Here is a 25,809-nt window from a genome sequence, read left to right on the forward strand (position 1 = left end):
TCCATCAACGCCCGAGTCAGCGGGGGTTGTCCCTTTCCACGGGTGCGTGGGCTTTTTCGGGAAACTGCCTTGAGAAAACAAGCGTCACTCCGGTGCCGAGTCCGGGAACATGTTTTTCGTCGATTTCCAGCCCGTTATGGCTGTTTTCGTAGGGGTTTTCGCTGGGGATTCCGTATTGGATGACTGTGCTGGGATCCGGCCAGATGCCGACGAGGATACCGCTGGCGTTTCCCGCGTATTGCCGCGCGCCCGTGACCGGGTGTGGAACCATGACGGAGCCCGCGAAAACCCAGGCATCCTTGGCCGGCTTGCCGCCGCCTTCCTGGCGGTCACGCAACATGGAGGAGAGGCTCGCGCGTTTTTTCTCCGCGCCGTCCTGCCATTCCACATCGATATTCACGCGGGAGTCCTTGTTTTCCATGGCCTTGCCCCACCACAGATCGGTCAGGCCGGGGATCAGCTGGGTCGGCTTCAGCCCAGCCAGCAACAGGGCGGCGTGGACGAGTTCCGGCTTGGCGGTGGTGGTGAAAATCGCCTCGTGCTCGAAGGTTCCGGGCTTGCAGACGACGTATTCGAGGATGCCGGATGTTAGGCAAACGGTGGCCGCGATGCGGACTTCGAGGGTGTTGCGGTCGATGGTGACGCCGGGAATCTGGATCTCCTTTTCGGTGACGGTGAAGGGCGGCGGCTCATTTTCCCCGGCGGTGGGGGGCATGGCCTCGCCCTGCGCCAGCACCGCACTGGCGAGCAGAACAAATCCATGGGTTAAGCGCCTCAAAACCGTCATTTCCTTTCGAGCCGTCCGATACGGAGCCTGGCTGGGATTACTTTCGGATGAGCGCATCACCAGTCTTGCTTGAATTTCATCGCAGCGGCCCGGCCTAGCCGACCCCTGCCAAGGGTTTCAAAAACCTGTGGGGAACGGAAGGCCTATTCCTCGGACACGCCGATTCGGAAGAACTTAGGCGGGATGTTTTCCAGGCCCACTGCGGGTGGCACCAGCGCGGGGAAGGGCACGCTCACCACCTCGGTGTCGCCCGCGCCGTTCGGATCGGTGAGAACGGTGGGCTCTGCCCCGCTTGCCGTCCACAAGCCCATATCGCCGCTGAATTCGACCGCATATACCAAGCCGGCGGCCGCATGATCCTTGCGGCGCGCGAACACGGCGCGGATGTCATCCGCCTGTCCGGGGGGCGCCAGGTTCATCAGCGTCGGGAGGCCGGGGGAGGTGATCGCCCCGCCGGGGACGAAGGTGATGGGTCCGGATTCGGAAAGCGTCGGATCGGTGCCGAATGCGAATTCCTGCAGGTTGGTGAGCTTGTCCCCGTCGGGATTGGCGGCGGGTGCCGTTTCCGTGAACGTTCCTGAGAAATCCCCGCCCGCCCATGCGGAGTAGGGATCCGCTGCGCCCAGGCCGATGACCGCCTCATAACTCGCGCCGAAACGGATCTCGTCGATGCCATGCGCTGGATTGGCTCCCTTGGCTCCGAATGAAATCGTGTCGAAGAGCGTTTGGTCGATCGCGCCCGACCATGTCGATACCGGGTTTGCGAGGACAAGGTTCGTGCCGACGTTGTAGATCTGGAGCGTGTCGGTTCCCGCCCCCCAGGTGAACTTCCCGACAACAAGATAGGTGGACTCCGGAGCCGCGCCGTTGCCGCTGTTGTTGCCGCTGCGTGTCAGGGCTGGTTCCCAGGCGGAAGCCCTGAGCTGGTTGTTCTTAAAGGTGAAACCCAGCGCTGTGCCATCGTTTGACACGGGCAGGTTGTTGCCGGAGCCGATGGGATCGGTGCCGAACGCGAAGCCGAAATCGCCGTTGGTGGCGATGTCGCTGCCCGTGCGGACGACAACGCTGAACCAGAGGGTCGCCCCGTCGTCCATGAGGCCGGGGGCAGCCAGTGTGGTGCCGGTGGAGGCGTATCCGTTCTGGCTGGAGATGCTTGCTTTCCCGCCGGTTCCCGCCGGTAGGTTTCCGTAGTCCAGGCTTCCCGCCGCGACGGCCCCGCTTCCAAGCCATGTGCCCACCAATCCCCTGCCAGCGGTGTTACCCGTGAGAGTGGCGTTTGTGTCTTCGAATGCCTCGTGGATGAAGGCCACGGCGAGATCGGTCTGGAAAACGGTCAGTGAGCGCTGGACGGATGGCGCGGGCTCATGGTTCGCATCTCCGGCCTGTGATGCGGTGATGACGGTGGTGCCCGCCCCTTCCGGAGTCAGGATGTTCCCGGCGACCGTGGCCACGGCTGTCGCGGAGCTGGTGTAGGAAACCGCGAGCCCCGAGCCGGCGGTGGCCGTGAGCGCGAAGGGTGGCTCATCGGCGCCGATGGGATCAAGCTCGGCGAAGGTGATCGTCTGCTGCGCCTTGGCGATGAGCAGGTCATCCGCCGCTCCCCCGCTGTGGTTCGGTTCCGTAATCGCGACGACGACGGGATAGATTCCGGCGTCCGTCGGTGGGTTGGCCGACCCGCCGTAGGTTATGGAATAGGCCATGCCGGGCGGTGAGGTCGTCACGGAAACCGGTTTCGGCGAGCCGTCATAGCTGCGGGTGAGGCCACCGAGCGTGACGCCCACAGGGATGGGATCAACGGTGAGGGATACATTGCGGGTGGTGTCGCCGTTTCCGTTCGTGGTGTTGGTGAACGACACCGAATCTGCGTAGGAGCCGGTGTCCAATGCGTCGGCTGCGGCGCTGAGGGAGACCGTCACCGTCGTCTCGGCACCTGGTGCCAGCGTTCCGCCGGTGGCGCTCAGGCTGATCCAATCCGCAGCCTTCGAAGCCGTCCAGTCGATGCTTGTGCTGCCGGGATTTCCGAGTGTGTATTCCCTGGATGCCGGATTGAAGGGTCCGCCGTAATTTCCCGAGGCATCCAGCGCATCCGCCGGGCCGACGGCCAGGGTGCCCGGGCCGACGACCGTGAGGTTGACCGGCCTGGTGGTATCTCCGGTCCCGTTGGAGATGTTGGAAAACGCTATGGTATCGCCATGGCTGCCGATGGCCAGTGAGTTGGCGGCGTTGTTCAGCGAGACGGTCACGGTGGTGGACGCCCCCGCGGCCAGGGTGCCGCCGGTGGAGCTGAGGTCCAGCCAGGCTGCCGTTTTCACGGCAGTCCATGTGAGGCTGCCGGTGCCGGAGTTTTCCAGAGTGTATTGCTGCGAGGACGGTAAGAAGGGGCCGCCGGCCAGGCCGGTGGGTGAGAAACCGCCCGCCGGGGTGACGGCCAACACGCCTTGCGAGGGACTCGCATCGCCGCCGACGGCGACCTCATCGAGGTTCCAGCCGCACCATTGCCAGGAGCTGTCCGTCGGCCCGATGCCCCAGCGGATGAAGACGGTGGGTTGGCCGTCGGCTACCGCGGAGATGTCATGCTGGATGGAAACCCATGCGCCATCGTCCACGGTTGATGCCGGATTCTCCCAAACCGTTGTCCAGGTGCTGCCGTTGTTGGAGACCTGTACAAAAGCGCGGTCGTATTGGGAGCTCTCGACGCCCAGCCAGCGGCGGTATGTGAGCGTGGTGTTTTCGCGCCCGCTGCAGTTGATGGCGGGTGTCGTCGCCCAGCGAGTGGTGGGCAGGCTTGCCTCGTAATCGCCGTCAAGCCGGTAGCCGATCACGTTCGGCCCGTTGAAGCCTGCGGTCGGATCGGGATTGCCGTACGCATCCTGACCCTGCCCGGTCGGTTGTCCGAAAGCCCAGCCGGCATCAAGGCTCCAGCCGGGATCGGCAGCCATGGAAGCCAGGTAGATCGGAGGCGGGGTGATGGAGAAATCCGCGGTGTATCGGTCGTCCGGGCTTTCGCCGGGGATCTCGTCACCATCCTGATCCATGGGGTTGCCCTGCATGTCCGAGATGTTCGGCCCGAGGATCATCCGATGGAGGCCGGGTGTGGATTGGGCGGAAAAGCTCACCGTCAGGGTGGTGTCGGAATTCGACCATGCCGCGCCGGTGATCGCGGGAAGGAGCGAGGCTCCGGTGGGGGAGGTGAAGGAGACGATGTCCTGCGCCACGGAAAATGTAGCGGGATTCATCGGCGCGTTGAAACTCAGGATGAGTTGTGTGACCGGGGCGGGAGCGGATGGCGACGCCGCGGGCGTATGCGAAACGATGCGCGGCAGGTTTCCGGTGATGGAGAATTGCTGGCTGTCGGCTGTCCGGATGTTACCTCCCCCCGGGGCGGTGAGTGTCACGCGGATCATGTAATCAGTTCCGGAGGCCAAGCCTGTGGGAACCGTCCATGCGAAATTCCTGCTGGTCGCGGGGTTGAGCCCGCTCGCGATGGTGCTGACCAGGGATCCGCCCTTGTAGAGGGTGATGCTGAAGAGATCATCCATGTCCCCGCCGTTGAAGGAAATGGTTTGAGCCGATACGCGCGGCCATTCCGCACCGGAAAGCGGGCTGGTGACGTTGAAGGCCGTCCGCACCGCCCGGTTCGAGGCCACTGTCGCCCCATAACTGCCGTTGCCTCCGCCGGTGTTGATCGTGTTCGCGTTGTTCGCCGCGAGATTCGCATTTGTTCCGTCGAAGCCGGACCGGTTCGGATCGGAGCCGGTGTAGCCCAGCCCGCCCGTTACATAACGCTGGTCCGCTGTGGCGTCGCCCGTCGCGTTGTAGCCGTTCACCGTGCCGGTGGCGGCACCGTTGTAGCTGACATTCGGATTCGCGAAATAGGGGATTCGGTGGCCATTTCCCCAGCCCCAGTCGTAGGCCATGATCGTGCGCACGCGGGTGAGTCCGGGTGGCTCGAGGCGCCAGCCGTAGTGGGTATGGTAGGATTGTGAGGAATCGCCCCAGCTGTGGTCGCAGCCCAGGTTGTGCCCAACCTCGTGGGCGAAGGTGATGCGGGTCGATGTCATGTAAGTCCGCGCCGTGATACTGCTGCGCCCCGGGCGGTAGGCGATGCCAGCGCTGCCGTCGGCTTCCCTGGTGACGAAGGAAACCATGTCCGCCCCGAGTGTGGTCGCAAAACCCGAAACCGTGTCGAGTATGCCGTCGGAAAAATTGTTCAGGTTCCCGAGTTCCTCCCCCATGTTTCCGGCGGAGCTGCCGGGGAACACGTAAAACGGATCTTCGACGGTGCCGAGGAGCATCAGCTCGGTGTTCGTGATCGCGCTGTTTGCGAAGGCGGCGCTCATACGATCCACCGAGGAGATGATGCGTGCCTCGATCTGGGTATATCCCCCGTCCTCCACCCGGGCTCCCGCGTCATAGCCGACAACGATATCGATCGTTCTCCAACCAGCGGTGTCCCCGGAGATCTCACCTTCGTTTTGTGGGATGATTTCCAGCCCCTCCCCCGAAGCCCCGTCAAACAGAGCCTCTGCTTCGGTCGCCGGGCCGTTTCCGCAGGTCGCCGTCATGGTCGCGGGGTCTAGCTCGCGCACCATCATGTGGCCGTCTGCGAGGATGCGGTATTCCAGATGCTGGTCGGCGGCGGCCGAGTAGCGTGCCACCGAGCCATGGATGACCCCGTCATGGTACACGAGCAGGGCATCGCTGCTTTCCTCCTCGCCGACAACACGCCCCAGCAACGTGTGGCTCCGCGCCGAGCGGGTTTTCACGCTGTGGAACTCAAGCGTTAGCACCTCATCCCCGACGGTGGGTGCAAGCGCGCGCACCGTTTCCCCCGACAATACGGCGTCCAGCGCAGCGGGATCGAAAACCATCCTACGGGCAAGCCGGGTGTGGAGGTCGATCTCCCCGGGCAGCAGATGTGTCCGCCCGTCTTCCGGAGTCAACGCGAGAACGCCGGGTTCGCGTGTGCCCAGCCCGCGAGGGAGCGCCCGGCTGACAGGCACGTGGTAACGCCGGGAAAAATTCTCGCCTCGCGGGAAATCGAATTGGGGAGCTGGTGCGCCCGTCCGGCTGAAAACGGCTGGCGGCACCCAGGACTCCGGGGAGAGGCGTTGCGCCAAGGCGGCGTCCGGAACGGCGGCTTGTCCAGCAGCGGCTTGCCGCTCGTTCGCGGCCAAAGGCGGTTCCCCCTGGTTTTCCCCCGCAGGATCTTGGCGGAGGCGCAGCAGGAATACGGCAAGCAAGAGGAGGAGAGCGACGGCGAGCGCCGAGGGTCGTTTTTTCATCGGGTGCGGCTGATGACAGGGGTTTTATTCGATTTCCAGTGCCGAAGCGCAAAAAATACCTAGAGAACGCCAGGAATTGCGAAAGGCCTTTTTGCTACACATGTGTTTACCAATTACCCGGGAACCACAAGATCGTAATTGCCTTTCCGTCCCTTTTGGGAAATTTTCTTCTTCTCGCACACGCATTTTTTCCCCTTACTTGAGAGTCAACAACCCAAGCGCAAGATCAATCCGTCACAAACATCCCGCCCTCCGGCACTCGTTGCGGCCGCAATGCTTCTCATTGTGCAGGCTCTTCCGTCCGCGCCTGTTTACACCGATCCCATCGGCTTCAACAAGATCACCTGTCTCACCAACTCCGACACCATCGTCGGCGTTCCTTTCCGCGCCGAAGGCAGCCTGAAAAGCGTCCTCGCATCCGCCCCGGTGACGGCAGGCGACGGCGAAACAGCTACACTCACGATCTCCAATAGCAGCCTGAACCCCGGCGCCCTCGGCACACACTATGTGAAATTCGACGGCGGCACCCGCGACGGTCGCTGGTACGACATCACCGCCAACACCGCCAACACCCTCACCATCGATCTCAACGGCGACAACCTCACCGGCGTCCTCTCCGGAAACAGCCTCGTCATCGCCCGCTACTGGACCCTCGACTCCCTGTTTCCCCCCGCACAAGCCACCACATCCTGGACGCTCGATCCAGAATCCGGAATCCAGGTGCCCAACGGGCATGCGATCGTATCATCGCTTGGAACCGCTCCATCCGGCAGGAGGACACAAATTCTTTTTCCAAACAACGCTACCTTAGGCACTAACCGGCCTTCCACTGATATTTTCTACATCAATCGGAACACTAATTTATGGGTGCGTGTCGCAGGTAGCGTCACTCCTCCAGGAGAAACAATCATTTTCCCGGATACATACATTACCATACGGCATGTCCCGTCCGTAACCCATTCGACAATCCTTAGGGTATCCGGTGATGTTGTGACCAACAACCAATCAATCGCCCTTTCCACCAGGCCTTTGGGTGCTGGTAGCAATGACAATTATGTGGCCATCCCTCGCCCCGTTGACGTTTCCCTTTGGGATCTGAACATTGTTCAGTCTGGCGCCTTCACGGCAAGTTCAGGGACATCTCCCGCAGCGCGACGCGACCAGCTTCTCGTCTACAACAACTCTATCCCACAGATCAACAGGCCGGTTGACGCCATTTACTATTATCTTGTGGACAAGTGGGTGAAGGTTGGCGACGCCACGCAATCATCCCAGAACAATGTCATAATCCCATCCAGTGCCGGTTTGATCGTCAGGAAATACAATACGGCTGGCGGAGTTACTTCACATTGGATCAATACGCCAAGCTACTAATATCATCCACATCAGTTTTATGAACCATAAGCCATTCACGTTTCTTTTATTGACCACCCTCTCGCATTGCGTTGCTTCTCATGGGGCTACGACAGCCCAGCTCTACGTCGACAAACTGAACACTTCGGGCGGGATCGGGAATCCAGCTTCGAGTTCGGCTTGGGCAATCATTTATGACCAGAATAACGATGGAAATTTGCCGGGAGGGCTGACCGACGGAACATCTGTCACCATCGCAAACGCAAGTGCGACCGCCGCTGCTTTCGGGTCTAGCACTGCATTATCAGTCAATACACTCTTGAGCAGCGGTGATCGTATCATCGCGGTAGGAACCATTCCTGTGAGCGGCATACTTGATGACTTGATAACATTCGACATAGGCACCGGCCTCAATCAGGTCGCAAGCGGTAGGAAATTTTCGCTTTTCTGGTTTCCAGGTCTATCGGTCGGGGATAATTTTGATACAACCGGAGCTTATGAGTTAGGCGGTATTTTCGAGCAGAACCCTCACGCGCCTTCTTTTTCTGATTACGGAATGGTTGTCCCTGGCGATAACGAGAACGGCCTTTTCCTTGCATTGGATTCTACGGCTGGTTTCCCAGAATCTCGTCTCGTAGCCGTTGCCGTCCCGGAACCCGGCAGCATGCTGCTCGCGGTGTTCGGCACCGTTGCCCTCTTGTCCCGTAGACGGGCGTGAACCGTCCTCATCGCTTGCTGCAGGGCGATGGGATTTCACAAGGCAAATATGATTTCACCTGAAATCTACGGGTTCGTGCCTGACGTAGTGTTGGCGGTGCATTTCAATCCCCGCTCCATCGCCGCTTGCCCTGGCAGCCCGCATGGTCTAGCAAATAGCCAACTTCCGACCCGTCTCCCCTTTTGCTTCACCTCAACCCCACCCCGCTGACACTTTGGCTAGGCATCGCCGCAATTCTGGGCGTGGCGTTCCTCTGCTTCCTCTCCTGGAAGCGCAGCCCGCATCCCGCGCGGACGGCGGCGCTTGAGATCCTGCGCTTTTTCATCGCCGCGCTGGTGGTGCTCCTGCTCTGGCAGCCGGAGTGGCGCACTGTCATCAACCCCACCACCAAGCCGAAGATCGCCATCCTGTGGGACGATTCCGGCTCCATGAACACCCTCGATGCTGAGCTGCCGGAAGCCCTTTCCGGGGATGCGAAGTCGGGAGCCATCGTGGCTCGCGGGGATTGGGTGAAAAAGGCGCTGGATTCGGATCTGTGGACTCCGCTGCGCTCCGGGGGCGCCAACGACCTGATCAGCAAGCCCTACGCCACACCCTCCGAGAGCGGCTCGAACGGCAGCGATCTGGGCACCCCGCTAGACGAGCTTCTGGACAAGGAAAACAACCTCCGCGCCGTGGTCATGCTCAGCGACGGGGATTTCAATCTCGGCGCCCCGCCGGTCGGGGCGGCGCAGAAATACCGACTCCGGGGTGTGCCGATCTTCACCATCCCGGTTGGCAGCGAGACGCGCCTGCCCGACCTCGACCTTCTGTCCGTCACCGCACCTACCTACGGGATCGTCGGCGAAAACGTGCAGATCCCTTTCACCATCCGCTCCTCGCTGGACAGGCAGGTGCGCACGATCGTCCGCCTCCGCGATGCTGCGGGGCGCGAGCGCACGAAGAACATCATTCTGCCTCCGAATTCCGAGACCTACGATTCCATCCTCTGGCGTCTTGAGAAAGAGGGTGTCTCCACCCTTAACCTTTCCGTCCCGGTGGAGGACGGTGAGCTGGTCTCCGCCAACAATTCCCGGAAATTCACCATCGCCATTACTTACCGGAAAGGATACGCGTGCTGGTCGTCGAGACCCTGCCGCGCTGGGAATTCCGTTTCCTGAGAAACGCCCTCCAGCGCGATCCGGGCGTGGAGCTTTCCTGCCTGCTCCTGCGCCCCGAGCTCGGTGTTGCCGAGGGTCTTGACTACATCCCGGAATTTCCGAAAACCCTGGAGGAACTCTCCAAGTTCGATGTCGTTTTCCTCGGCGATGTGGGGATGGCCCCGGATCAGCTGACGGCGGAACAGTGCACGCAGATCCGCGGGCTGGTGGAGAACCAGGCATCCGGGGTCGTGTTCCTTCCGGGGCCGCAGGGCAACCAGTTCACCCTCCTGGATACGGATCTCTCCGACCTGATCCCGGTCACCCTCGATGACAAGAGCAAGGAAGGTTTCCCGGAAAGCCTCGCCACCCCGCTGAACCTGACCACGGAAGGCCGCGCCTCGCTGCTGACCATGCTCGGCGATTCGGAGGAGGAAAACCCGGAGATCTGGCGACGCCTCCCCGGCTTTTTCTGGCACGCCCCCGTCGTGCGCGCCAAGGGCGGCACCGAAGTCCTCGCCGTCCATGCGAACCGCCGCGGCCCCTACGGCCAGGTGCCGTTGCTCGTCACCAAGGCGGCGGGCAGCGGGAAAGTCCTGTTCATGGGCATCGATTCCGCATGGCGCTGGCGGCGCGGCGTGGAGGATCTCTATCACTACCGCTTCTGGGGGCAGGTCGCCCGTTGGATGAGCTACCAGCGCAACATGGCCGCCGGACAGCGCGTGCGGATGTTCTTCACCCCGGAGCGGCCCGAGCCGGGCGCAACGGTCACGCTCAACGCGAACGGTTTCGATGCGAACGGGGCTCCGCTCAAGGAGGGGGCCATCGTGGTGGACATCACTTCGCCGGATGGGAAATCCCAGCGCATCGAGCTCCAGAAAAACGACTCCGAGTGGGGCGCATTCACCGGCCGGTTTCGGGTAGATCTGCCGGGTGAGTGGAAACTCCGCGCCATCGCCTCCGGAGCCGCCGATCTACCCACCGAGACCACGATCCTCGCGCAGGGCGTTGACATCGAGAAAACCGGCCAACCCGCCCGCCCCGGCGTGCTGGAGGAAATTTCCAAGGTTTCCCGCGGACGCAGCATCCTGCCGGACCAGCTCCCCGACCTGATCAAGGAGATCGACGCACTCCCCGAGCCGCGCCCGCTCGAGAACCGCATCCCCCTCTGGTCCCACTGGGCCACTCTCGCCGTCATGGTTTTCCTCCTCGGCGTTTTCTGGGTCGGGAGGAAGCTGAACGGCGCATTCTAGGGCGCGCCGGGCTCCGGAGATCGCCCTGCTTGGCGTCTTTCGCCCGCAGTTTCGCATTCGCGCCTTGCCATCGCGGGAAAAACCCTCCATAGCCCCGCCCCCAAAGCCGTCCGGCACCATATTTTATGTCACTCAAGATCCGCAACCTCGCCATCATCGCCCACGTTGACCACGGCAAAACCACCCTCGTCGACCAACTCCTGCAAGCCGGCGGCACCTACCGTGAGAACCAGGCCACCCAGGAGCGCGCCATGGATTCCATGGATCTTGAGCGCGAAAAAGGCATCACCATCAAGGCCAAGAACACCGCCATCCTCTGGGAAGGCTACACGATCAACATCGTAGACACCCCCGGCCACGCCGACTTCGGGGCCGAGGTCGAGCGCGTCATGAAAATGGTCGATGGCGTTCTCCTCGTCGTGGACGCCGCGGGCGGCCCGCAGGCGCAGACGCGCTTCGTGCTCCGCAAGGCTCTCGCCGAAGGCCTCAAGCCCATCGTCGTCGTCAACAAGATCGACCGCCCGCTTTCCAATCCGCTCAAGGTACACGACCAGGTGCTTGAGCTTTTCCTAGACCTCGACGCCACCGAGGAACAGTTCAACGCGCCGTTCTGCTACGGCTCCGCCCGCGACGGCTACTTCATGGATCATCCCGATGACGAACGGAAGGACTGCATCCCGCTCCTGAAAAAAATCGTCGAGTTCATCCCCGAGCCAGCCGCCGATCCGGAGGCCCCTTTCCACATGCTCGTCTCCAACATCGAGTGGGACAGCTTCGTCGGCCGCGTGGCGGTTGGCAAAGTCCTCGGCGGCTCCGTGAAGAAGGGCGACACCATCTGGCTCCACCGCAAGGACGGCACCTCGCAGCAGTCCAAGGTGATGAAGACCTTCACCTACTCCGGCCTCGCCACGGAGGACTCGGAAGGCTGCGGCGCGGGCGGCATCGTCGGCATAGCGGCCGGCATCGAGAACATCGACATCGGCGAGACCCTCGCCGCCACCAAGGAGCAGGAAGCCCTTCCCTTCGTGGAAATCGATCCTCCAACCATTTCCATGGAGTTCTCCATCAACGACGGCCCGCTGGCCGGCAAGGAAGGCAAGCACGTCACCTCACGCGCGATCCGCGACCGCCTCATGCACGAGGTGAAGACCAACGTCTCGCTCCAGGTCGAGGACACCGACCAGGCGGGCGTCTTCAACGTCTCCGCCCGCGGCGCGATGCAGATCGCCGTGCTCGTGGAAACCATGCGCCGCGAAGGATTCGAGCTCTGCGTTTCCCGCCCGACCGTGATCTACCGCCGCGACGAGAGCGGGAAGCTCCTCGAGCCCTTCGAGACCCTCTACATCGAGTCGCCCGGCGAATACGCCCAGGGCATCCTGAAGCTCCTCATCAACCGCAAGGGCCAGATGGAGAACATGGAGACCGAGCCCTCCGGCGAGACCCTCATCACCGCCCTCATCCCGACCCGCGGCCTGATCGGCTTCGAAACGGAAATCGTCAACCTCACCTCCGGCCACGGCATCATGTCCCACCTTTTCCGCGAATACGGCCCGCATGCCGGGGAGATCGTCACCCGCACCACGGGCACGCTCGTCTCGATGGATTCCGGTGTCGCAACCACCTACTCCCTGCAGGCGCTCGAGGATCGCGGCACCCTCTTCGTCGGAGCCAACGACGCGATCTACGGCGGCATGCTCGTCGGGGAAAACCCGCGCGTCGGGGACATGCCGGTCAACCCCGTAAAGGAGAAGCACCTCGACAACATGCGCTCCTCCGGCAAGGACAAGACCTCCAAGCTCTCCCCACCCATCCGTTTCTCGCTGGAGCGCGCCATCGAATACATCGATGCGGACGAGCTCGTGGAAGCGACCCCGCAGAACATCCGCCTGCGCAAGCGCCTGCTCGACGAGGGTGCCCGCAAGCGCGCCGCGAAAGGCATCAAGGGCGAAGACCGCAGCAATCGCGGGAAGTGAAACTTTCAAATCTCAATCTCCAACTCCCAAGGAAGCGTTCAGCAGCGAACCGCTTGCTTTAGTCGGCCTTTCTGCCTTGGCGGTTAGAATTCTTAGCCGCAACCAAAGCCACAAGAATCCGATACGTGTTGACCCGCGTCCATCCGCGGTTCCTCTTCAGCACAAGCAAGGTCTTCCACTGATCACCGCTCACTGATCACTCGGCACTTCTCCCATGACCACCCACCTCATCCGCATCTCCGAAGTGTTTTCCGGCCTTGTCCCGGAAATTCTCGGCATTCTCGGCGCGGACAAGGTGAAAAAACTCGGCACCGAGTATTTCCTTTTCCAAACGGAAACCCCGGAGGCGATCCGTGATTCGCCCGCCGCGCGTTTCATCCGCTGGCACATCCCGGTGGAGCACTCGTGGCCCTGCAATCCGGAAAAGATGGACGGCTTCATCGAAAAAGCCGCGCAGACGGTCTATTACAAATTCGAGGGCCGCAACCCGCAGACCTTGCTCGTGGGCAGGCTCGATCCCGGCTCCACCAAACAGTACTACAAAGCCCTCGCCTCGAATTTCCGTGGCCGTGCCTTGCAGGTCTTCGACCTCCCCGAAAGCTCTCCGAAAACCGCCGAGGAGCAAAATCCAAACAAGGAAACCCTATTCTGCCTCGTCGGCAAGGAAGGCTTGTATTGCGGCATCTTCAGCCCCCTCGATGCGGGCGGGCTGCATCCGGGCGGGACGAAATTCATCGCGCAGGGAGCGCAGGATGCGGTCAGTCGCGCCGGGGCGAAGATCGCCGAGGGACTGCATTTCCTTTCCATGCACCGCCCCTTGCCGCCGGTAAGCGCTCACTGGCTGGAGCTTGGCGCCAGCCCCGGCGGGATGACCTCCGAGCTCCTGAAGCGCGGCTACGAAGTCTCCGCCATCGACCGCGCCCCGCTCGATCCCCGCCTCGCCAACCACCGCAACCTTAGTTTCCTGCGCGAGGATGTTGCGGAGTTCGTTCCGCCGCGCGGCATCCGCTACGATGCAATCCTTTCCGATATGAACGGCGACCCCCGCCAGGCGATCAGCCACGCCACCCGCCTCAAGGATTTCCTGAACCCGGGCGGGTTGGTTGCTTTCACGCTGAAAACAACCGGGGCGAGAACGATCGCGGAAATCGATGTGCTGGAGAAAGACGTGCTCTCCATCGCCGCACAAAACGGCTTCTTCCTCATCGCCCGCACCCACCTGACCTACAACCGGCAGGAGTTCACGATGTTCTTCGGGAAAGTAGGCTGATCCGGCGACCCGGATGCTGCCCGCCCACCCCTCGGCATGAGGCGCTCCATTCGCTTTTCCCCATGGATTCGCATAAATCCCTATGGATTCTGCTCGGCGGCGAAATTGAAGTAAGCCGCCGGGCCGGGCTCGAACTCGATGGTGGCATCCACCTTTTCCCAGTCACCGCCGTCCTCAAGGATGGTTTCGGAGACGACATTCGCAGACGACCAGCGGCTCAGGTCCGTCGAGAACCGAGGGGTGAGCGTGGCATCCTTGGGGTTCTTGGCGCGCCGGTAGATCAGGTGGATGGTTCCGGCAACCGGATCGGGGCTGGCGGTTTCCGGCATGTCGTCTTTCGTGGCGGTCATGGGATTGAGCCCCATCGCATAGGCCAGAAGGTTCTGCACCATCAGCGGTAGATTTGCGATCCAGCGGGTCGCGGCGGTCGGCCGGGATACCGGTCTCATCCGCCCACTCCCCAAAGGTCGGGCCGGCAGCATTGGGGAAGGTGATGGAAAGCCCCGGCATCTGGTGGGCGAATTCTCCGTCGCCGAACTGGGAGCCTATCCCCCAGACCAGGGAGTTGTTTTCAAGATATGCATCCGTGACTGCGGCAGGAACGGTTACGACAATATCGAACACGGCGTTGCCCGGGCGCGCGGTGACCGATGAAACCGGAATTTCCGCCTCCGCGGAGCCGTCCCAGTAGGAAAGCCTGAGATCCCCGGGAGCCAGCGAGGGAACGCTTTTGAAAAGGTTCAGCGTGAATCCGCTGCGGGTGACGGTGGCGGCCTCCGCCCTGTTGAAAATCAGGACGGGTTCGCCCGCCATCACCTGGGCAAAGCCGCCGACTGTCTGGCCATCGCCCGTGCCACGGCAGACCAGCCGGTATCCGCCCAGATCGTCCTCCGTGGTGGTGTAGGTGTCACCGGTGGCTCCCGGAATGGCGACGAGCGCCCCGGTTTGAGGATTGCGGCGATACCACTGGAAATCGAAGCCGCCGGTGATCTGGCTGCTGTCGCTGAGATTCCTCGCCTGGAAAGCGGCGATCAGGCCGTGCCCGAGCCACGGGGCGTTCGGGCCGCCGAAGACCCAGTTGTTGCCGATGCTCCAGAAGGAAACCTGGGTGGGAAACAAGGTGATCTCACCCTCCACCACATTGGAAACCTGCCCGTCGCGCGGGCCGCCGTGGACAAGCAGGCGGAAGAAAAAGTAGCCGCCCGGATTGAAGCTGAAGTTGTCCTGCGCCGCGCTGAACGTGGTGTGAAGCGTCTCCCAGCCGTTGATGCCGTCCGGGGATTTCTGGAGATCGAAGGCCGTGGCCCCGTAGCTGGCAGGCGAATCGAACTTGAGATCCAGGGTGGGTTCGTTCCCCGAGGAGAAATGGAGGTTCTCCCTGTCACTCTGGGAAACCCACAGGCTGGTGATGGAGCTGCCGGGTTCCTTGAGTTCCGGGAGCGCCGGAACCGCCCCGCCCGCACCGGGGGTGAATTGTGCAATAACCTTGGGTGCCGGAAGGAGAAACAGAAGCCCGGCAGCTCCAAGCAACCTGAGGGTGGGCGGTGACTTGGGGAAAAAGAATTGGCGGATTTCAAAGGGGGTTTTCATGGCGTTCAGCGGGTTGGTTCAGCACCATGCCGGGGCGCTCTCCAGCGACATGGCGTGGATGACAATACCCCCCGGCGGGCGGGGAAACCACGCACCTGCCGTTCGGTCACTGGGCGAAATCCGCTTATTTCCCTGAGCCTTCGCGCTCCTGGCGCCGGAACTCTCCCGGAGCCATTCCACGGAGCGCCCGGAATGTCCGGTTGAACTGCGAGAGCGACCCGAAGCCCACCTCGAAGGCGATCTCCGCGATACCGGGTTTCTCATCCTGCAACAGGTACATTGCATGGCCTATGCGGACCGCCGCGATGTATCGGCTCAGGGGATTGCCCGTGCATTTGGAAAATGTGTGGGAAAGGTAATCCTCGCTCACTCCGCATGCCAGCGCCACGCCTGCCACGCTGATGTTTTCCTGGAAATGATCATCCACATACTGGCAGGCCTTTCGCACCATGGGAGGGAATTCGCGGGCGGCCAACAGCAGGTCGACATCGAGGCGGATGCGCAGGTAAGGCAGTGTGATGCCGATCAGATCCAGCGCCCCCCTGTAAGCTTCCTGCGTCTTGATGCTTTGCGGGACGGTTTGCTTTCCGGCGCTATCTTCAGCCGTTTTCCGCCGCGCACCTGCCGTCACACGGCCGGTCAGCAGCAGGACGCCCGCGCCGCCAATCTCGCCGATCGGACGGACGGAAAACCTCTGCCCCGCATGGCAATCCACCGTATGGAAACCGTCTTTTCCCCGGGCCAATTGGCAGGCGTTGCGGAAGCAGTTCCGGCAAAGCTCGGCCTTGCCAGGATCAAGCGCGACATTTCTGCAGAAATCCCCTCTCACCCGGCTGGCAACACTCTCCCACGGCTCGCCGTCCGCATAGACCAGATCCAGCTCCATTCCGGTGGCCTGCCAGAAGGAGTCAGCGTAGCGGCGGAAAAAGCCCAGCCCCATCCCCAGTTTTTCCAACGGGTTTGGCAGCCTGTCATCCCGAGTCCATCTCATGCAGCTGCAACCGTAACAACAGCACGCGGCTTAGGGAAGCAAACGTGAGCGCGGGATTCGATCTCTCGCATCATTCCCGGAGACCGCAACTCAGGAAAGCGCTTCCCGCGTTTTCTTCGGCAGCGAGACGAACACGGTGTCGCAGGAATGCACGGTGGCCTTGTCAGGCGGAGCCTCTTTCACGTTCTTGCTTGTGCGAGCTGGTGCAGGAAGGATGGTATGTAGGCATGAACCAGTCACTCATAGCGGTATCCCTTTCGGCTGCATTGTTCGCGGGCTCCGCCCGGGCGGAGGAGAAGGCGCAACCGCCCGCCGCAGGCCTTGTCCTCGATCTCGATGCCTCCAAGGGTGTCGTGCTTGAGGATGGCAATCGGGCGGCTGCATGGAAAAACCAGGCGCCGGCCCATCCGGGGATGGTTTTCGTGAAGCGGGACGAGGGCAGGGAAGTGGCGGGCAGCGGGCGCCCTTCCCTGGAAACATCGGACGGGAGGGCGGCTCTCGTTTTCCGCCAGCAGGAACTCGTCGCCATGGACGAGGATGCCTTCGACGGCCTCACCACGGGCAAGGGTCACACCTGGATCGCCGTCATCTCCGTGATGGAACAGCGCGTCGGGCTCAAAGACGTGAATTCGTTTTTCGGAAACCTCCGCAACGGGGGAATGTACGAGGGCATCTGGGGTTGCCTCGACGACGACAACACCGTCTGGTGGGGAGCGAGGAACGGGAAATCCTTCGGGCGCTTCGATAAGAACAACCCCAAGCTCTCCGGCCCGATGCTGGAGAAGGGGAAATTTCATGTCATCGCCGGGCGCATGGATGCCGGCACAGGCACCGTGAAACTCTCGCTCTTCGTGAACTCCCCGACCGCAGTGGCCACCGCGGATTTCCCCGTCGATCCCGCGGCGAACCCGTCCCGGATGGCCGTCGGCCAGGAACGCGATGCCATCGAGCACCCCGGCAAGGAATCCTTCGACGGCGCCATCTCCCGTCTGCTGATCTGGGAAAGGCCGCTCGGCGATGCGGAGCTGGCCGCTGCGATGGCCGCGCTCGGCACGGGCCGCTGAGGGATCGCGGAGAAAGTTCGCATCACCGCGTAAAACCCTGATAGCCTCGCGCGGATGAAACTGGTGAAACTTTTGGCAAACCTCGGCTACGGCTCGCGCAAGGAGGCGGACAGGCTGATCCGCAGCGGGGCGGTGACGGATCGCGAGGGAAACATCCTCGGCGCCAAGGATTTTCCAGGCGCGGAGAAGGTCCTGGTGGCGGGGGAGGCGCTCGATCCGCAGGCGCCGCTCTTGATCGCGCTCAACAAGCCCGCCGGCTTCACATGCAGCACCGAGGATCCCGGCGATACGGTCTATGATCTGCTGCCGCCCAGGTTTTCCAAGCGGAACCCGGGGCTCAACCCCGTCGGCCGCCTCGACAAGGACACCACCGGGCTGCTGCTGATGAGCGATGACGGGAAATTCCTCCACCAGGTCATACACCCGAAGTCCGGCTGCCTGAAAGTCTATCACGCCGTTCTGGACAGGCCGCTTTCCGGGAGCGAGGGCGAACGCTTCGGCTCCGGCGAGCTGCTGCTTGAAAGCGATGCGAAGCCGCTGCTCCCGGCGGGCTTCGAGGCGCTTGGTGAAAGGGAGGCGCTGGTCACCTTGCACGAAGGCCGATACCACCAGGTGCGGCGCATGTTCGCCGCCGTGGGGAACCATGTGCTAGCCCTCAAGCGGATTTCCATAGGTGGGCTCAAGCTGCCGGAGGAACTCGCGGAAGGTGAGTGGCGCCCGCTTTCCCCGGAGGAAAAAGCCGCGATCTTCGGCAAATGACCGGAGACTCGCACTTTGCGGCCACCCGGAAAAAGTAGGGCCGGTGGGGTTTGAACCCACGACCAAAGGATTATGAGTCCCCTGCTCTAACCGCTGAGCTACAGCCCCTTTTCCTGCGCCGGGACGCGGGACAAGCTTTGACCGGGTCAACGGCCGGGTGCAAGGCCGAAGCTCGCTTAGTTCGGAGCGGACGGCTCATGCCGGGCGGGTGGCCGCGATGTCGTGTGCTTGCCGTCTCTGGAGAGGGCCGGACGCACGGGGGGTATCTGGGGCGGATTCAATCGGTCGCCCGGTTCCTCTCGTCCACCTGGCCGTTGAGCGTGCAGAAATCGTAGATCCAGCCGAGGCCGAAGAGTCCGCCGGTGAGGAGCCAGAGGATGCCGGTGGGGATTTTCCCGAGGTAGAAGCGGTGAATGCCCAGGAGGCCTAGGAAAAGCTGGAGCAGCCAGGCTGCCGAATAATCGTATTTGCCCGCCGCGTATCTGCCCGCCGCCTGCCTTTCCATGGAGGGGATGAGGAAAAGATCCACGATCCAGCCGATTAGCAGCAAGCCGCCGGTGAGCATCCAGAGGATGCCGGTGGCGGGCTTCCCGTAGTAGAAGCGGTGGATCCCGATGAATCCGAAGACCCACATGATGTATCCTAGACCGGTGCTGTGGGTTGGCGCTTTGGCATCTGGCATGCCCCCAGGATAGGAATAGCCCGGGCGGGTGCGATCCTAAAAATCGCTGCGTCCCCCGGCTTTCCGCAGCCTGTCCGCCTTGAGCATCCCGCAACCCGCCGCCACGTCGATGCCTCGGCGCTGTCGGAAGGTGCAGGGAATGCCGGCGGCGCGGAGGGTCTCCTGGAAACGGAGCCCGGATGAACTACTACGTCCCTCGTAGCTTCATGGTGGGGTTGAGCGGGATCAGGTTCACATGGCTCTCAATGCCGTCCAGCAGGGCCGCAAGCCGCCGGGCGGTTTCCACCGTATCGTTTTTCCCGGCGATGAGCGTCCATTCGAAGAAGATCTTCTTGCCGGTGGTCTCTCCATAGGTGCGGCAGGCGGCGATGAGCGTTTCCAGATCCCATTTTTTGCTCGCCGGGACGAGCGCGGAGCGTTCCTCCTCGGTGGAGCCGTGAAGGCTGACGGCGAGACGATAGGGGCGATTTTCCTCCGCCATGCGAAGGATGTTCGGGACATAGCCCACCGTGCTGACCGCGATCCTCGACGGGCCGATGGAGCAGCCGCCGGTGTGGGAGACGATGTCCATCGCTTTCATCACCGCATCGTAGTTGTGCAGCGGCTCACCCATGCCCATGAGGACGAGGTTGCGGAGGCGGCGGTGCGGATGGCTCGCGGCAAGGGCGCGGCGCACGTGCAACACCTGGGCGACGATCTCGCCGACGGTGAGGTGGCGGACAAAACCCATCTGCCCGGTGGCGCAGAATACGCAACCCATCGCGCAGCCTGCCTGCGAGCTGACACAGGCGGTGAAGCGGTTTTCATATCCCATCAGCACGGTTTCGATCACCTGGCCGTCGGCAAGTTTCAGCAGGAACTTCCGCGTCAGCCCATCGCTGCTGGCGATCTCGTCCACCTGCTCCGGGAGGTCGATGAAATGGGATTTGCCGTCGCCCAGATTGGCGGCAACCCATCTCGCGAGGGGAGGTGAGTGGGTGACGGAGGATGGATCCGGGATCGCCTTGCGGTGCATGTTTCCCCAAAGCTCCTTGGCATGGTGGGCGCGAATGCCATCCTTGCAGAGCAGATCCGCGAGCTCGCCAAAACCGAGCCCCAGCAGCGAGGTTCCAGAAATCTTCACGGCTCGACTGGCAGGGCGCGGGGCGGGGGCGGTTCTTCCACCGGCTGCGCCCGCAGTATGGCGGGTGGCTCCGGGACAGGCATTGCCCTCGGCGGGGCGGGGACATTCGGCTTGATCAGGATCGCCTTGGGCGGAACCGTCTCCTCCTCCACTGGCCTTGCCTTCGGGGTCACCTTGATCGGCTGGTCGGTGGGCGGGGTTTTTCTCATGCGGATTTCCACCCGGCGGTTCGGCGCCTGGGCATCCGCATCGCCTCCCGCCACGAGCGGCTGGGTTTTCCCGAAGCCGCGCGTGATGATGCGCTCGGGATTCATGCGCATGGACTCGACGAGATACGTTTTCACCGCCTCCGCACGCTGTTGGGAGAGGATGATGTTCGCCTCGTCCCCGCCGATGAGATCGGTGTGCCCCTCGATCCAGCAGTAGAGGGAGGGGTTCCTGTCCATGAGGAGCGCGAGCTTCATCAGGCCGACCTTTGCGCTATCGCGCAGTTCCGCGCGGCCGAACTCGAAGAGCAGGTCGCTGGGCAGTAGGGTTTTCTTGGAAAGGAGAAGGTTGGGCGGGAGGTCGAGGAGCTGGTCGAGGGACTCGATGCCATCGAGCTTGCCATTGTCCACAAGGCCGTTGTTGCCTTGCTTGATGAGTTCGTCGGTGAAGGATTTCAGCTCCGTGTCGTCCACGTTCACCGCGCCGGGATCGACCGTGATCTGGCCCAGTGCGGCCGGGCTCAGCTCGGTCTCCATGCGGCCCAGCTCCGGGAGGTCTGAGCTGATCTCGAAATCCGAGGAAAGCTTGGTGTCGGGTGCATCCAGCTCTCCCTCGGCGAGGGGGTTGGACATTTTCAGGGCGTATTCGGGATCGGTGATGCTAGGCGCGATGTCGATTTCCACATCCTCCGGCAGCAACTCGAGGAGATCGACCTCCTCCAGCAGGGCTGCGGATTCCGCGGGCGGGGTGATGCTTTCCTCCGGCGGCAGGGCAAGCTCCGGCTCATAGGGCTTCACCTCCACCTGCCGGACATTGATCGGCCCCGTGGAAAGATCCTCCGCCACGGAAATGCCGAGCGCGACCTTGACGTGATCCAGGGCGAAGAAGACCAATACATGCAGCAGTATGGATACCAGCATGGCCGCCGTCGCCCAGCGCCCCAGATGTTCCGGCCCCGGCAAACGATAGCCGCCGGTATCGCGCATGTCGCTCCAGCGATAGTCCTGCTCCATGCCATCCATGATAAGCCATGGATTCATGCTGGCAATCCCGGAAAAAACCGCATATGCGGGGCACGGCATTGAAAGTGCTTAGCCAACAACTCATCCCCGACATAATTATGCCTGCGAAGAAAACAACCAAGAAGGTGACGGCCAAGAAGGCCGCCGTGAAACCAGCCACAGCCAAGAAAACGCCTGCCAAAAAAACCGCCGTGAAGGCCGTTGCGAAAAAAGCCCCCGCGAAAAACGCGGTTGCCGAAAAGAAAGCCGCCCCATCCCTGGATGCCGTCGCAAAGGCAGCCTACCTGAATTACCGCCGTCGCATGGAGCTGGGGCTTCCCGGCGATGACGACAGCGACTGGCTTGAGGCCGAGCGCTCTCTCAAGGGCTGAGGCCGCTTCCCCGGAAATTCCGGCCATCCCGCATTTAGCTGTTGTCATCCGGCGGCAAAGGTGGATAGTTCGGATATCTTGACAAAAAAGATGTCAGTCGGTCGCCTTCCGGTGACCCTGAAAACGCCGCAGACAGCCCTTCCTGCTGCCCTCACGGCCTCTCCCTTGGATGTTTCCCCAAGGGATCCTCGTGCCCTCATCACCCGCCAACCCCTAACCAATGAACCCCAGCATCGTGTCCATGCAACCCGCCCTGTTCGAAGAATCACCCGCCGTTTCGGTCCCGAGAAAAACCCGGCGATCCTCCGCCGCCAGCAAGGCCATCGAGGAATTCGGCCTCAAGGCACCATCGAAGCAGGGAAAGAACTACGTGCTCGACACCAATGTCCTCCTGCATGACCCCGCTTGCCTTGAGCGTTTCAAGGAAAACCACATCTGCATACTCGTCGATGTCCTCGCGGAGCTCGACAAGTTCAAGGGCGAGCAATCCGAGCGCGGAGCGAACGCCCGCCGCGTGCACCGCCGGCTCACCGACATATTTGCTACTGCAAACGTAGTAACTGGAGGCGTTCCCACCGAGGGCGGGGGAACCATCCGCCTGGTCATCTACGATCCCTCCGCATGCCCGGACAACTCCGAGCAACTCAAGCAATTCTACCGGATTTTCCCCGACCGCGAGCGCGTCGATCACCGCATCCTCGCCGCCTGCTTCCTGCTCAAGCAATACAATCCGGACGGCCAGGTCGCTCTCGTCACCAAGGACATCAACCTCCAGCTCAAGGCGCGCGCCGTCAGTATCGAGTGCCAGGACTACCTCAATGATAAGGTCGATGCCCGCGAGGTCTCGAACTACGATGTCCGCCGTGTCGAGGTCGATACCGCAGAGCTGCACCGCTTCGCCAGCAGCGGGGAGATCACGCTGGGGCCGGAGCGTTCTGCCGGGATCGCCACCAATGAATACGTCCTGCTCTCCTGCGGCGAGAAACAGACAATGCCCGCGCGCCTGCATTTCAGCGGCTGCTTCGTCCGGCTGAATATACCCGAAGTCCTGAAAATCCCCGACGGCCAGACGCTCAAGCCGCTCAACCTCGGCCAGCGCTGCCTGATCGACGCCCTCCTCAACCCGGACATTTCCCTCGTCACCTGCTATGGACATGCGGGAACGGGAAAAACCCTGGTCGCCGTCGCCGCCGGACTGCATGAGATGTTCAACCGCAGATACAACGGCATCACCGTCAGCCGCCCGGTCGTCTCGATGGGGGATCAGCTCGGATTCCTGCCCGGCTCGCTCGATGAGAAGATGCGCCCCTGGCTCCAGCCCATCCATGATGCGCTCGACCTGCTGATGCGCCCCAACCTCCCGCTCGGCCCCAAGCGCAAGCAGGCCAAGCCCAACGCGGGCGGGCTGCCGCCGAAAAAGCCCTACGAGATGCTCATGGAGCAGGGGATCCTGGAAATCGAAGCCCTCTGCTACATCCGCGGCCGCTCGATCCCGAACCGCTTCTTCATCCTCGACGAGGCGCAGCAGCTTACCCCGCAGGAGGCGAAGACCATCGTCACCCGCATGTCGAGGGACTCGAAGCTGGTGCTCGTCGGAGATCCTGCGCAGATCGACAATCCCTACGTGGACAGCCGCAGCAACGGCCTGGTTTACACCCGCAACCGCCTCAAGGGCCAGCCATTCACAGCCCACGTTGCCTTGAACCGGGGAGAACGCTCAGAGCTTGCCGAGGCGGGGGCGCAGCTGATGTAAAACTCCTTGGGATACCCGACCAGTGCCTGCCATCCGATTGTGGAGAGCCCACGCTGATACCTGATCATAGCATTTGCCCGGAAACCCACCAACCATGACAACCGAGAATCTCATCGCAGCTGCGTGGAAAGCGCGGGATATGGCCTACGCGCCATACTCGGATTTCCAGGTCGGGGCGGCTTTGTTGGCCAGCGATGGGCGGGTGTTTGCCGGCTGCAATGTCGAGAACATCTCCTATGGGTTGACGAATTGCGCCGAACGGGTGGCGATCGGCGCAGCGGTTGCAGCGGGCGCGCGGGAATTCGAAATGGTGGCTGTGGTGGCCGATACGGCCGAACCGGTGTCGCCTTGCGGGGCGTGTCGGCAGGTCTTGGCGGAATTCGGCGTCAAAACCGTGATCCTTGCGAATCATGCGGGAAGCATCGAATTTTCCCTGGATGAACTGCTCCCCAGAGCCAGCACGGGCATCCTAGATAGGCCGTAGGTGTTCCACGTGGAACTTTTGGGTGCAATGGAGTCCGTGATTGCACCCGTAGGTAGCCGTGCTTAGGGTCGCGCCCCGCAGATGTTCCGGTATCCGAAAGAGTATGATGTGATTGTGATTGGCGCCGGCCATGCGGGTGTCGAGGCCGCCTTGGCGGCTTCACGCCTTGGTTCGCTAGTGGCCGTTCTTACACAGAATCTCGATACGATAGGCCAAATGTCATGCAACCCGGCCATCGGGGGGCTCGCCAAGGGACACATGGTTCGGGAAATCGATGCCTTGGGTGGTGCGATGGGGATCAACACCGATGCCACCGGCATCCAGTGGCGCATGCTAAACGCCTCCAAGGGTCCCTCGGTCAGGGCGCCACGCACCCAGTGCGACAAGAAAGCCTACCAGTTTCGCATGAAGATGGAGATGGAGCGGGCGGAGGGGGTAGAGCTACACCAGGGGAATGTCGCCGAGCTCCTGGTGGATGGCGAAGACCGAATCACAGGCATACGCACCTCGCTGGGGATGGAGATTTGGGGAAAATCCGTGATCCTCAGCGCCGGGACTTTCATGCGTGGGCTGATGCACGTCGGCCTCAAGAATGAAAAAGGCGGCAGGATGGGGGACGCCACTTCGACGGTTTCCGATTCCCTCAAGCAACTCGGTTTCGAGGTCGAGCGATTCAAGACCGGTACCCCGTGCCGCCTGAATGGCCGGTCATTGGACTTTTCCAGATGCGAACGGCAGGACGGGGACAGCCCGGTTCCTACGTTCAGCTTCATGGCGGATCGGATCGAAAAGGGCAGGGATGACATCTTCACCCTCAATCCTTGGGGTGACCCGACGTTCCACGTGGAACAAATCCCGTGCTGGATCACCTACACAAACCCGCAAACCCACGAAATCATCGCCGGTAACCTCGACCAATCGCCCATGTATTGCGGTGTGATCGAGGGGGTGGGCCCGCGCTATTGCCCGTCGATTGAGGACAAGGTGGTGCGTTTTGCAGAAAAGGAGCGACATCAGGTGTTCCTGGAGCCGGAGGGTCGGCACACGCTGGAGTACTACGTGAACGGGGTTTCCACCTCACTCCCCTATGAAGTTCAGCTGAATTTCCTCCGCACGATCCCAGGCTTGGAGAACTGCGAGATCCTGCGTCCCGGCTATGCGGTGGAGTATGATTATTGCCCGCCGACCCAGCTCAAGCCGACCCTGGAAACGAAGCGGGTGGAAGGGCTGTACTTCGCGGGCCAGATCAACGGCACATCCGGCTACGAGGAAGCGGCTGGGCAGGGACTGATCGCCGGAACCAACGCCGCACTGAAGGTGCAAGGGAAACCCGCCTTCGTGCTTGGGCGCGACGAGGCTTACCTTGGCGTTATGGTCGATGATCTCGTTATCAAGGGATGCACCGAGCCCTACCGGATGTTCACGAGCCGGGCGGAATACCGGCTCCTGCTTCGCCAGGACAATGCCGATCTGCGCCTTACGCCGAAGGCCGCCGAAATCGGGCTCGCCTCCGGGGAGCGGGTGAGTCGCGTCAAATCAAAAGCGTCTGATCTGGCGCGTGCCGATGATTTCGTCCGCCAAGCGGTCTTCGAAGGGCTCAAGCTGGATCATTGGTTCCGCCGCTCCGAGTCCCGTTGGGAAAATCTCCCCGCAGAGATTCGGAAAGAATTCCCCGATCATGTCTGGCCGCTCATCGAGACAGATTTCAAATACGAGGGGCACCTCGGCAGACAGCAGCAGCAGATCGAACGCATGTCGCGGCAGGAGGGCAGGGGAATTCCCGAGGACATTGATTTCGCAACCATACCCGCGCTGAAGAAGGAAGCCCAACTCCGATTTTCGGAGATCCGCCCGCAGACCGTGGGGCAGGCGGGGCGTATCCCTGGCATCACCCCGGCGGATCTGGCGATCCTTGTGATCTGGCTCGAAAAGCGCAGCCGCACAGATGCGGATTCGCCTTTGTCCGATGCCAGCCCATGAGGTTG

Annotated in this window: 18 protein-coding genes, 1 tRNA gene and 1 pseudogene; 12 read left to right on the plus strand and 8 right to left on the minus strand. The window is 62.1% G+C overall.

Annotation, left to right across the window (positions count from 1 at the left end):
* Positions 1–16: 16 nt before the first annotated feature.
* Positions 17–778 carry a hypothetical protein gene (locus tag HZ994_11020; protein QTN32837.1) on the minus strand — a complete coding sequence of 254 codons (762 nt, stop codon included), beginning with the start codon at positions 776–778 and terminating at the stop codon, positions 17–19.
* 152 nt (positions 779–930) lie between these two features.
* Entirely contained in the window at positions 931–6,072 is a 5,142-nt protein-coding gene (locus HZ994_11025) for a hypothetical protein (GenBank protein ID QTN32838.1), read from the minus strand.
* 138 nt (positions 6,073–6,210) lie between these two features.
* Between HZ994_11025 and HZ994_11030 the strand changes: the two genes are divergently transcribed.
* The 6 genes from HZ994_11030 (at position 6,211) to HZ994_11055 (ending at position 13,778) form a co-directional block, all read left to right on the plus strand.
* Positions 6,211–7,446 (plus strand): TIGR02597 family protein, encoded by a 1,236-nt coding sequence (locus HZ994_11030; GenBank protein ID QTN32839.1) that lies wholly within the window; start codon positions 6,211–6,213, stop codon positions 7,444–7,446.
* Positions 7,447–7,465: 19 nt separating this feature from the next.
* The gene (locus tag HZ994_11035) at positions 7,466–8,143 is read left to right on the plus strand and encodes a PEP-CTERM sorting domain-containing protein (GenBank protein QTN32840.1); all 678 of its coding nucleotides are present in this window, start codon (positions 7,466–7,468) and stop codon (positions 8,141–8,143) included.
* 182 nt (positions 8,144–8,325) lie between these two features.
* On the plus strand, positions 8,326–9,303 hold the full coding sequence (locus HZ994_11040; protein QTN32841.1) for a hypothetical protein: 978 nt from the start codon (positions 8,326–8,328) through the stop codon (positions 9,301–9,303).
* Positions 9,258–10,535 carry a hypothetical protein gene (locus HZ994_11045; GenBank protein ID QTN32842.1) on the plus strand — a complete coding sequence of 426 codons (1,278 nt, stop codon included), beginning with the start codon at positions 9,258–9,260 and terminating at the stop codon, positions 10,533–10,535. The genes HZ994_11040 and HZ994_11045 overlap by 46 nt, the downstream gene beginning before the upstream one ends.
* A 125-nt stretch (positions 10,536–10,660) precedes the next feature.
* Positions 10,661–12,508 (plus strand): translational GTPase TypA, encoded by a 1,848-nt coding sequence (gene typA / locus HZ994_11050; protein QTN32843.1) that lies wholly within the window; start codon positions 10,661–10,663, stop codon positions 12,506–12,508.
* A 214-nt stretch (positions 12,509–12,722) separates the two neighbouring features.
* Positions 12,723–13,778, plus strand: coding sequence for a hypothetical protein (locus HZ994_11055; protein ID QTN32844.1), 1,056 nt, complete (start codon positions 12,723–12,725; stop codon positions 13,776–13,778).
* A 174-nt stretch (positions 13,779–13,952) separates the two neighbouring features.
* On the opposite strand, the gene HZ994_11060 is transcribed toward HZ994_11055, so the two are convergent.
* Positions 13,953–15,368, minus strand: coding sequence for a hypothetical protein (locus HZ994_11060; GenBank protein ID QTN32845.1), 1,416 nt, complete (start codon positions 15,366–15,368; stop codon positions 13,953–13,955).
* A gap of 124 nt (positions 15,369–15,492) precedes the next feature.
* The gene (locus HZ994_11065) at positions 15,493–16,359 is read right to left on the minus strand and encodes a helix-turn-helix domain-containing protein (protein QTN32846.1); all 867 of its coding nucleotides are present in this window, start codon (positions 16,357–16,359) and stop codon (positions 15,493–15,495) included.
* A gap of 227 nt (positions 16,360–16,586) precedes the next feature.
* Between HZ994_11065 and HZ994_11070 the strand changes: the two genes are divergently transcribed.
* Positions 16,587–17,423, plus strand: coding sequence for a hypothetical protein (locus HZ994_11070; protein QTN32847.1), 837 nt, complete (start codon positions 16,587–16,589; stop codon positions 17,421–17,423).
* A 54-nt stretch (positions 17,424–17,477) separates the two neighbouring features.
* A complete protein-coding gene (locus HZ994_11075) occupies positions 17,478–18,182 on the plus strand; it encodes an rRNA pseudouridine synthase (protein ID QTN32848.1) in 705 nt (234 codons plus the stop codon).
* A gap of 35 nt (positions 18,183–18,217) precedes the next feature.
* On the opposite strand, the gene HZ994_11080 is transcribed toward HZ994_11075, so the two are convergent.
* The 4 genes and pseudogenes from HZ994_11080 to HZ994_11095 form a co-directional block, all read right to left on the minus strand.
* Positions 18,218–18,290: transfer RNA gene (locus HZ994_11080), tRNA-Ile, on the minus strand.
* 169 nt (positions 18,291–18,459) lie between these two features.
* Positions 18,460–18,864 (minus strand): NINE protein, encoded by a 405-nt coding sequence (locus HZ994_11085; protein QTN32849.1) that lies wholly within the window; start codon positions 18,862–18,864, stop codon positions 18,460–18,462.
* 36 nt (positions 18,865–18,900) lie between these two features.
* Positions 18,901–19,879: pseudogene (rlmN, locus tag HZ994_11090) on the minus strand (23S rRNA (adenine(2503)-C(2))-methyltransferase RlmN).
* Positions 19,880–19,983: 104 nt separating this feature from the next.
* The gene (locus tag HZ994_11095; protein QTN32850.1) at positions 19,984–21,234 is read right to left on the minus strand and encodes an OmpA family protein; all 1,251 of its coding nucleotides are present in this window, start codon (positions 21,232–21,234) and stop codon (positions 19,984–19,986) included.
* A gap of 80 nt (positions 21,235–21,314) precedes the next feature.
* Here HZ994_11095 and HZ994_11100 point away from each other — a divergent pair, with 80 nt between their 5' ends.
* The 4 genes from HZ994_11100 (at position 21,315) to mnmG (ending at position 25,804) form a co-directional block, all read left to right on the plus strand.
* Positions 21,315–21,587 (plus strand): hypothetical protein, encoded by a 273-nt coding sequence (locus HZ994_11100; protein QTN32851.1) that lies wholly within the window; start codon positions 21,315–21,317, stop codon positions 21,585–21,587.
* A gap of 220 nt (positions 21,588–21,807) precedes the next feature.
* Positions 21,808–23,340, plus strand: a complete 1,533-nt coding sequence (locus HZ994_11105) for a PhoH family protein (protein QTN32852.1) — start codon at positions 21,808–21,810, stop codon at positions 23,338–23,340.
* Between the two features lie 94 nt (positions 23,341–23,434).
* Complete coding sequence (locus HZ994_11110; protein QTN32853.1) at positions 23,435–23,824, plus strand: cytidine deaminase; 390 nt, start codon at positions 23,435–23,437, stop codon at positions 23,822–23,824.
* An 81-nt stretch (positions 23,825–23,905) separates the two neighbouring features.
* Positions 23,906–25,804, plus strand: coding sequence for a tRNA uridine-5-carboxymethylaminomethyl(34) synthesis enzyme MnmG (gene mnmG, locus HZ994_11115; protein QTN32854.1), 1,899 nt, complete (start codon positions 23,906–23,908; stop codon positions 25,802–25,804).
* The last annotated feature ends 5 nt before the right edge of the window (positions 25,805–25,809 follow it).

Source organism: Akkermansiaceae bacterium (assembly GCA_017798145.1).
In the GTDB taxonomy this organism is placed as follows: Bacteria; Verrucomicrobiota; Verrucomicrobiia; order Verrucomicrobiales; family Akkermansiaceae; genus Luteolibacter.

Excerpts from the sequence above, each read along its gene's own strand:
- HZ994_11025 (QTN32838.1), bottom strand. The coding sequence starts at position 6,072 with ATGAAAAAACGACCCTCGGCGCTCGCCGTCGCTCTCCTCCTCTTGCTT.
- HZ994_11035 (QTN32840.1), top strand. The coding sequence starts at position 7,466 with ATGAACCATAAGCCATTCACGTTTCTTTTATTGACCACCCTCTCGCAT.
- typA (QTN32843.1), top strand. The coding sequence starts at position 10,661 with ATGTCACTCAAGATCCGCAACCTCGCCATCATCGCCCACGTTGACCAC.
- HZ994_11055 (QTN32844.1), top strand. The coding sequence starts at position 12,723 with ATGACCACCCACCTCATCCGCATCTCCGAAGTGTTTTCCGGCCTTGTC.
- HZ994_11060 (QTN32845.1), bottom strand. The coding sequence starts at position 15,368 with ATGAAAACCCCCTTTGAAATCCGCCAATTCTTTTTCCCCAAGTCACCG.
- HZ994_11065 (QTN32846.1), bottom strand. The coding sequence starts at position 16,359 with ATGAGATGGACTCGGGATGACAGGCTGCCAAACCCGTTGGAAAAACTG.
- HZ994_11070 (QTN32847.1), top strand. The coding sequence starts at position 16,587 with ATGAACCAGTCACTCATAGCGGTATCCCTTTCGGCTGCATTGTTCGCG.
- HZ994_11075 (QTN32848.1), top strand. The coding sequence starts at position 17,478 with ATGAAACTGGTGAAACTTTTGGCAAACCTCGGCTACGGCTCGCGCAAG.
- HZ994_11085 (QTN32849.1), bottom strand. The coding sequence starts at position 18,864 with ATGCCAGATGCCAAAGCGCCAACCCACAGCACCGGTCTAGGATACATC.
- HZ994_11095 (QTN32850.1), bottom strand. The coding sequence starts at position 21,234 with ATGAATCCATGGCTTATCATGGATGGCATGGAGCAGGACTATCGCTGG.
- HZ994_11100 (QTN32851.1), top strand. The coding sequence starts at position 21,315 with ATGCCTGCGAAGAAAACAACCAAGAAGGTGACGGCCAAGAAGGCCGCC.
- HZ994_11105 (QTN32852.1), top strand. The coding sequence starts at position 21,808 with ATGAACCCCAGCATCGTGTCCATGCAACCCGCCCTGTTCGAAGAATCA.
- HZ994_11110 (QTN32853.1), top strand. The coding sequence starts at position 23,435 with ATGACAACCGAGAATCTCATCGCAGCTGCGTGGAAAGCGCGGGATATG.
- mnmG (QTN32854.1), top strand. The coding sequence starts at position 23,906 with ATGTTCCGGTATCCGAAAGAGTATGATGTGATTGTGATTGGCGCCGGC.